A 7,262-nucleotide genomic window follows, 5' to 3' on the forward strand; every position below is an offset into this window, starting at 1 on the left:
TGCTTGGTGAAAACCTGGTAGAGCAAGTAACTAGGATGAAGTTAGAATCTCAGTGTCTTTAGACCTGAGAGTGTCAAAATCTCTGTTTGTCTATATAAATTAGAAATCTATGAAGGCTCAAAATTTAGTCCTCTTTTAGAGGACTTTCGCTATTAGACAGGGATTTATAATCCCTGTCTATGTTTATTCCTATTTATCAGAACGATCGCATTACCCGATTAATAACCTAAGCTAATGCTGCCACAGGAATCTGAATGTGTGGATACAAGGGGAAGCGATCGCACAGTGCTGCAACCCGACGTTTACAATCTTCAGTCACTGCATCAGAATCAGGATTTATCAAGCGATCGCTAATAATATTGGCAATTTCAGTGAATTCCGTAGTTCCCATTCCGCGTGTAGTCATTGCTGGGGAACCCAGACGCAAACCACTGGTGACAAATGGTGATTCGGGGTCAAATGGGACTGTATTTTTGTTAGCGGTAATATTTACCGTACTCACAAGTTGGTCAGCCACTTTCCCAGTCATATTCACACTGCGTAAATCCACTAGCATCAAATGATTATCAGTCCCATTCGATACTATTTTTAAGCCACGCTGCTGTAATTGACTAGCCATTGCACGGGCATTTTCGATAACTTGGGCAGAATAGGTTTTAAATTCTGGTTTTAAAGCTTCGCCAAAGGCTACGGCTTTACCCGCAATTACATGTTCCAATGGACCACCTTGAGTGCCAGGGAACACCGATTTATCAAGTTTTTTACCCAACTCGGCATCGCGAGTCAAAACCAAACCACCACGGGGACCACGCAGGGTTTTATGGGTAGTGGTTGTCACCACATCACAGTAAGGAATGGGGTTGGGATGATGTCCAGTCGCAACTAATCCGGCGATATGGGCGATATCCGCAAGTAAGTATGCACCAATTTCATCCGCGATCGCTCGGAATTTTTCAAAGTCAATTACCCGTGGGTAAGCAGAATAACCGCAAATTAAGAGCTTAGGACGCTCCCTAAGCGCCTGCTCTCGGATTTGCTCGTAGTCGAGTTGTTCGGTTTCTTTGCTAACTCCGTAGTGGGCAACTTGAAACCATTTTCCAGAGACATTCACGGGGGAACCGTGGGTGAGGTGTCCACCGTGGGATAAGTCCATACCCATGATTTTGTCACCGGGTTCTAGGAGAGTCAGGAACACGGCGAAATTTGCCTGGGCACCGGAATGGGGTTGGACGTTGGCATGGGCTGCTCCAAACAGTTGTTTTGCCCTGTCGATGGCGATTTGTTCGATTTTATCGATGTATTCGCAACCACCGTAATAGCGTTTTCCAGGTAAACCTTCGGCATATTTGTTGGTGAGTACGGAACCTTGAGCGGCAAGTACCGCAGCTGAGGTAAAGTTTTCACTGGCGATAAGTTCTAAGTGATCCCGTTGACGTTGGAGTTCCTCGTTGATTAACTCCGCAACAGCAGGATCAGAATTTGCAAGAAAGTCAGAATTTGTTTTACTCACAAGTACTACCTTTGAATTAAGGCGAATTGGACAAGCTCAGTTACATCCGTGAAAGCACATTTTATGGCTCTGAGGATGGTAACTATAAAGCTTGGCGTAAATAATGATATCGTTTTTTTAAGATTTCAGTACTAAGTTTTTCAGTGATGAATCTCTGATTATGCTATTCAGTGTTATGTAGACTTGTTTGCATCTCATTGATCAGCACCATTGATACTGTTAGGTAAGGTTGATGCCAATTGATTATATAGTAATCTTTGTCCATCATTTTCTATCGATATAACTTGTTTATTATTTGACCCAATAATATCTTCAATTAAAGCAAATATGGATTCAAAATTAACAAAATCTTCAGCAGTGCCGTTTTCACATAACCATTCACAAAGATGTCGCTTCTCTGACTTATTAATCTCACAAATCTCTTGCTGGTTTTGAGGTACTCCACTAACATTAAAATACATGAAATCAGATTCACCATATATAAAGAAATCGTTTCCCAGATTTGCAACCAGCTAAGTAAGAGTTTATTTTATGTCTGTGAAAAAAGTCTACAAAACTATTTAGTTAAATACGCCACTTGCCTATAATTGTAGCATATAGTGCAAGTATACTGAGTGTAGTGGTCGATTTAATAACTTGTCGCCATTGAAATTTAACGTGTCACTCCGCATTTTGACAATACAGCTTCAAATAATTATCATGAAATTATCTGTTAATTATTTGAAAACATGACTCTCAGTCTTCGTAACATTTACCCACTGTCAGAATTCCAGCGAGGAGCCAAAGCCTTTTTGGAAAAGCTGAGGGGAACAAAAGAACCTATTATCCTTACCGTCAACGGTAAAGCATCTGTGGTTGTTCAAGATGCCCAAAGCTATCAGGAACTGCTCGATCGGCTAGAGATTTTGGAGACAAGCGCAGGAATTCGCAAAAGTTTGCAGGAATTTGAGCAGGGAAAAGGTATCCCCCTAGATGAAGCATTCGAGCATCTGCGAACAAAATATGACATACAAGGTTGAAATTTCGCCAACTGCGGTTGCTGATATCGAACAAATATTTCTCTGGATGCGGGAGTATTCTGTTGATGCAGCGCATCGATGGGTTAGAGGGTGCTACGAAATTATGCTGACATTGGAAAAATTCCCTAATCGCTGCCCCATGTCACCGGAAAGTGAGTATATGGGTATAGAAGTACGGCAGCTACTTTACAAAAAGCAATTTCGCATTTTGTTTACTGTTAGTGAGACTGTACAGGAAGGGGGAGGGATTGTTCGTATTCATCGAGTTCGTCATGGTTCGCAAGAAAGTTTACGTCATCCCGAACAGCTATTAGATGATGACGATGAATAAATTAATACTGTCTCCAGTTTTTGTATGAACAAATAGTAGAAGCTTGATGAGGATTGATGTCGATATGTGTTAATATTTACTTGATATGGCATTTTCCACATAAAATACTTATTAAACCTCGTCTACTTTGAGAACTGTAGTTTTCCACAAAGACCTTGAGATTGCTACCCTGCGGGTAGCCACTTTGTGTCTACCTTACGTCGCAATGACGGATTTGAATCTTAAAAAAAACTCCGGGTTTCATCATGGACGAGGTTTAGTTACGAAATATCCACTAAATAATCTAGTTGGTTTGAGTTTGAGCTAAGTACCGATCGCTGATATTAAGGAGGGATTCGGATGCTAGCAATCATAACTGACAATCAAATACTTCTTCCTGGTCAAGTTTGTCAATCCTGCTTGCTGGCAGATGCAAGTGGAAAACCCCGTTGGCGTGAAGGGCAACTTAGCTGCGGTCGAACCATAAGTAAAATTACAGAAGAACAACCCGAACAGTTTCAGTGCATGATGGGTTTTCGGATTGTGAAAATCGAATGATTTCCGTAATTATAAATAATAACTAACTGCGTTATTCTAGGGATATAGTAACTATACTTTTATAATTTCACAGGAGAACGCAGGATGACTTGGCGCGGTACAACAACGGTTCGCGATCGCATTTTTGCATCTTTACCTTACTTGCTTCCCCTCGTAGATGTTTTGGTATTTGGGGCATCCCTATTTGCCCAATTTCCAGCCTTAAGTTTTCTGTTCATCCCCCTATTACCAGTTATCGCTATTTACGGAGCGATTCCTTTTGGTAGCTTAGTAGTATTTTTCGCTTTGTTCTTTTTGGTAGTCCGAAACGAAAAAATTCCTCACTTTATCCGCTTCAACACAATGCAAGCAATCTTATTAGACATTGTAATTGTACTGTGTTCATATTTAATTCGATTAATTGGGGTTGTACCAGGGGCAAATTTTGCAATCCAGACTTTATCGACAACTATTTTTCTGGGAATTGTCGCTTGCTCTGTATATTCGATCGTAAATTCTCTGATTGGAAAATATGCAGAAATTCCGGCTGTTTCCGATGCGGTTTATATGCAAGTGCGTTAGGAGTAAGTCTCTGAACTAGCGTGCCACAACTACGTTTTCTAAGCGACCAATGCCTTCAATTTCCACCCTCACCTTATCACCCAAATGTAACGCACCAACTCCAACTGGCGTACCTGTGAGTACCACATCCCCTGGTAAAAGTGTCATCACTTGACTGATATAGGACACCAAAAAATCGGGTGAAAATACCATTTGGTCAATACATGCTGATTGTACAGGTTTAGGGTCATCGTTTAAAAATGTCTGCAAGCGTGCCCCAGGATTTAATTCGCGGACAATCCAAGGACCAAGGGGACAAAAAGTATCAAAACCCTTTGCCCTTGTCCATTGTCCATCTTTCGATTGTAAATCCCGTGCCGTCACATCATTTGCGATCGTGTAGCCCCAAATTTTCGTTTGAGCTTCCTCCAGGGTGCAATTTGAAGCGCGATCGCCAATCACCAATGCCAACTCTCCCTCATAATCAACACGCTGGGATTGAGCGGGATAGAGGATTTCCGCTTCCGAAGCAATAATCGTAGTTGCAGGCTTAATAAATATTAACGGTTCTGTTGGCACATCCGACTTCATTTCTGCCGCATGATCGGCATAATTTTTCCCCACAGCCACAATTTTAGATGGGGCACAAGGAGCCAGAATCTGATAGCTATCTGTGAAGAGAGTTAAATCTGTCGTTTGCCCTTGTAACCAAGGTGGAGCATCCAACAGTTGTACCTCAAGTGATAGTTGAAGCAATCCATAATAAATTTGTCCCTCTTGATTTTGAACCCGCACGTAGCGTTGCGCCATATAGCCAATATCCTTAAGTAAATATTTTTTAAACTGCAATTCTCCTGCGGAGGCACTATGCATCACGACAGGCTTAAGCCAACGCGATAAACAGCGAAATCTTGCTGCTCTTGATGGATCCAAGAGCAGGAAAGTTTTCCTTTCCTGAATGCGAGCGGCATATCGTAAAACACAACTTCTTGATTAACCATTGTCAGTTAAGACATAAAATAACTTGATTTTGACGTTTTCGACTTTTGTGTCAGGTTAGCACGTCCAGTTTGCTCGAATCGAGATAATCAAATCAAAAAGCTGATAAGATTGTAAGTCCTTGCTGCATCCGATGTTGTTTCCTTACATATTCGTAAGTGAAATCATCCGCAGCCATTTTGTCCAAAAGGAGATAATTCGACCATGCAAACAGTTTACGAAACAATGTACATTCTCCGTCCTGACCTTGGAGATGAACAAGTAGAGCAAAATATTGGCAAGTACGAGAATTTTCTCCGCGAACAAGGGGCGCAAAATATCGAGATTCAAAATCGCGGTAAGCGTCGTCTTGCATACGAGATTGGTAAAAACCGTGATGGCATCTATATCCAGATGAACTATTTCAACGGTGGAAATGCGATCGCACCAATGGAACGCTTAATGCGTCTAAGTGAAGAAGTTATTCGCTACCTGACAATCAAGCAAAATATTCCTAACGCCGAAGTTGCTACAACTGAGGAAGTCGTGGAAGAAGAAGTTGAAGTCGTCGCGGCTGTATAGAGTTCTAGTTCACGAACCTTAACATCATGTTTAGGACTGTTTAAATTTTAAGCAGTCGTAGGGGTGGGGTCTCCCCACCCTGATAATATATTTCTAAGTAAGAACGTAAAAAGAAAAGTAAAAAATTTTGTTTTTATCCTCTCATAACCCCGTAGAGAATGTTAAATTAGCAATTACTTGCCAAAAGTAGTATGACCGCAGTTATACCTTAGAGTGGTAAAGATTTTTAATGGGAGCAAGAACCCACTGTGAGCCAAACTGATAACTCCACAATCCAAGCTCTCTCTACGGAGGTATCGAAGTTGCGACAAGAATTGCAACTTCGCGATCAACTCGTGCAACAACTGTCGCAAGAGTTGTTTCGACTGGTAAAGGGTAATACCAACTTTATGCCTGTACCGGAAGTCTCAGAGCGTCATCAAACCCAAATTCAAGCCTTACGTGAACAGTTACAAGCAGTCGAACAGCAAGTAACTTTTTATCAAGACCAAATTACATCCCGCGACACTGAGATTTATCAACTGCGACAAACAGTACAAGAACTCAGCGATCGCAGCCGCATGTTAGAACAGGTAGTTCAAGAGTTACCTCAAATTTACCGTCGTAAATTTGAAGAACGGATGACTCCTGTGCGTGAAAAAGTGGCTACGCTACAACGGGAAAACCGTCAGTTACAAGCAGAACTGCAAAGCGTTAGCTACCGTTTAGCACTGAAGACTCGCACTGCTACCCATAGCGGTATTGATTTACCTAGCTTTCCGCGTTTAGCATCTCCCCCAGGCAATGCATCACCAATTCCAAATGCTTAATAGAGTTGTTGCTAAAATTAGCTTTTAGCTATAAGAGCTTGCATAAGCTCAAAAATTGGCAAGCCCTAATTAATCGCTCCCTAATATCAATTTAATATAAAGACGCATAAAATAACCCCACCGCCTGCGGCATCTCCCCTTATTAAGGGGAGGTATGGAGGGTAAAATAATGTGTAGCCTCACATGGAATTGATATAAGACTGGCTTCACGCTCACTCAAATAATTCATTTAGATTATAGATTTCGCCCGGATTAATCACAAGAAAAATCCCAATTCAACAATAATTATCCCAATACAAAGATTTCTGCCTATTCATTGCATATTAGCTCCGACAATCCGTAGGGAATAGTCATAATTATTACCAGCCATATTCGCTGGTACAGACCACTCTACGGCAAATCAATTACCATTACCGATACTTAAAATCTATATAGCTTTTACTGCTGTAACCGTAGCTTCACTGTTGACCACATCAACAGCTTGTTCATAAGAATCAAAAATTTCAAACACTGAATCGAGTTGAGTTAGTTCCAACACCAACCTTACAGGTGTTTGTACATTACACAAAACCAAACGACAGCCATTTTTGCGTGCAGTTTTTAGCCCGTTGACTAACGGAACCAAACCCGAACTATCCATAAAATTCACTTCTGCCAAATCAATTACCCAAAGCTGGTTTGCATTGGCGATAATTTGGCTCATTTTTTCATTCAAAGCAATACCACTTTGCAAATCGATGCGTTCTACTGGTTGAAACAAAACGACTTGAGATTCTGATGGGAGATTCATGAATTTAATTGGTAGTTGAAATACTTAACAAAAATCTGAAAATTGACATAAATACTACTTCTCTTTTAACAGCAAAATCATTCCTCTAACCGGAAAACCCGGAGCAAGAAATGATAATTTTGATACAGAAGGATTACGTACCCATGCCGTATAAATTGTCTTAACT

10 protein-coding genes are annotated in these 7,262 nt (G+C 41.0%); 6 read left to right on the forward strand and 4 right to left on the reverse strand.

Annotated features, from left to right (window positions below; all coding sequences use genetic code 11):
* Positions 1-226 precede the first annotated feature (226 nt).
* Both glyA and CK510_RS23085 read right to left on the reverse strand, forming a co-directional pair.
* Positions 227-1,510 carry a serine hydroxymethyltransferase gene (gene glyA / locus CK510_RS23080; protein WP_095723915.1) on the reverse strand — a complete coding sequence of 428 codons (1,284 nt, stop codon included), beginning with the start codon at positions 1,508-1,510 and terminating at the stop codon, positions 227-229.
* Positions 1,511-1,704: 194 nt separating this feature from the next.
* Positions 1,705-1,971, reverse strand: a complete 267-nt coding sequence (locus CK510_RS23085; protein ID WP_095723916.1) for a hypothetical protein — start codon at positions 1,969-1,971, stop codon at positions 1,705-1,707.
* 267 nt (positions 1,972-2,238) lie between these two features.
* Here CK510_RS23085 and CK510_RS23090 point away from each other — a divergent pair, with 267 nt between their 5' ends.
* From CK510_RS23090 to CK510_RS23105, 4 genes are all read left to right on the forward strand, one after another.
* A complete protein-coding gene (locus CK510_RS23090) occupies positions 2,239-2,529 on the forward strand; it encodes a type II toxin-antitoxin system Phd/YefM family antitoxin (RefSeq protein WP_095723917.1) in 291 nt (96 codons plus the stop codon).
* Positions 2,513-2,860, forward strand: a complete 348-nt coding sequence (locus tag CK510_RS23095; protein ID WP_095723918.1) for a type II toxin-antitoxin system RelE/ParE family toxin — start codon at positions 2,513-2,515, stop codon at positions 2,858-2,860. Before CK510_RS23090 ends, CK510_RS23095 begins: the two co-directional genes overlap by 17 nt.
* A gap of 339 nt (positions 2,861-3,199) precedes the next feature.
* Entirely contained in the window at positions 3,200-3,397 is a 198-nt protein-coding gene (locus CK510_RS23100; protein ID WP_095723919.1) for a hypothetical protein, read from the forward strand.
* Positions 3,398-3,481: 84 nt separating this feature from the next.
* Positions 3,482-3,958, forward strand: coding sequence for a Tic20 family protein (locus tag CK510_RS23105; RefSeq protein ID WP_095723920.1), 477 nt, complete (start codon positions 3,482-3,484; stop codon positions 3,956-3,958).
* A 15-nt stretch (positions 3,959-3,973) separates the two neighbouring features.
* Here CK510_RS23105 and CK510_RS23110 read toward each other — a convergent pair whose 3' ends face one another.
* Positions 3,974-4,747 (reverse strand): fumarylacetoacetate hydrolase family protein, encoded by a 774-nt coding sequence (locus CK510_RS23110; protein ID WP_095723924.1) that lies wholly within the window; start codon positions 4,745-4,747, stop codon positions 3,974-3,976.
* 393 nt (positions 4,748-5,140) lie between these two features.
* Here CK510_RS23110 and rpsF point away from each other — a divergent pair, with 393 nt between their 5' ends.
* The gene (rpsF, locus tag CK510_RS23115; protein ID WP_095723921.1) at positions 5,141-5,497 is read left to right on the forward strand and encodes a 30S ribosomal protein S6; all 357 of its coding nucleotides are present in this window, start codon (positions 5,141-5,143) and stop codon (positions 5,495-5,497) included.
* Between the two features lie 248 nt (positions 5,498-5,745).
* The gene (locus tag CK510_RS23120) at positions 5,746-6,306 is read left to right on the forward strand and encodes an Npun_F5560 family protein (RefSeq protein ID WP_095723922.1); all 561 of its coding nucleotides are present in this window, start codon (positions 5,746-5,748) and stop codon (positions 6,304-6,306) included.
* A gap of 427 nt (positions 6,307-6,733) precedes the next feature.
* Here the strand turns inward: CK510_RS23120 and CK510_RS23125 are convergent, their stop codons facing one another.
* Positions 6,734-7,096 (reverse strand): STAS domain-containing protein, encoded by a 363-nt coding sequence (locus CK510_RS23125; RefSeq protein ID WP_095723923.1) that lies wholly within the window; start codon positions 7,094-7,096, stop codon positions 6,734-6,736.
* Positions 7,097-7,262 lie beyond the last annotated feature (166 nt).

The organism is Brunnivagina elsteri CCALA 953 (assembly GCF_002289455.1).
In the GTDB taxonomy this organism is placed as follows: Bacteria; Cyanobacteriota; Cyanobacteriia; order Cyanobacteriales; family Nostocaceae; genus Brunnivagina; species Brunnivagina elsteri.

Coding starts and splice junctions, on each gene's coding strand:
- CK510_RS23085 (WP_095723916.1), bottom strand. CDS start 1,971: ATGTATTTTAATGTTAGTGGAGTACCTCAAAACCAGCAAGAGATTTGT.
- CK510_RS23090 (WP_095723917.1), top strand. CDS start 2,239: ATGACTCTCAGTCTTCGTAACATTTACCCACTGTCAGAATTCCAGCGA.
- CK510_RS23095 (WP_095723918.1), top strand. CDS start 2,513: ATGACATACAAGGTTGAAATTTCGCCAACTGCGGTTGCTGATATCGAA.
- CK510_RS23100 (WP_095723919.1), top strand. CDS start 3,200: ATGCTAGCAATCATAACTGACAATCAAATACTTCTTCCTGGTCAAGTT.
- CK510_RS23105 (WP_095723920.1), top strand. CDS start 3,482: ATGACTTGGCGCGGTACAACAACGGTTCGCGATCGCATTTTTGCATCT.
- CK510_RS23110 (WP_095723924.1), bottom strand. CDS start 4,747: ATGGCGCAACGCTACGTGCGGGTTCAAAATCAAGAGGGACAAATTTAT.
- rpsF (WP_095723921.1), top strand. CDS start 5,141: ATGCAAACAGTTTACGAAACAATGTACATTCTCCGTCCTGACCTTGGA.
- CK510_RS23125 (WP_095723923.1), bottom strand. CDS start 7,096: ATGAATCTCCCATCAGAATCTCAAGTCGTTTTGTTTCAACCAGTAGAA.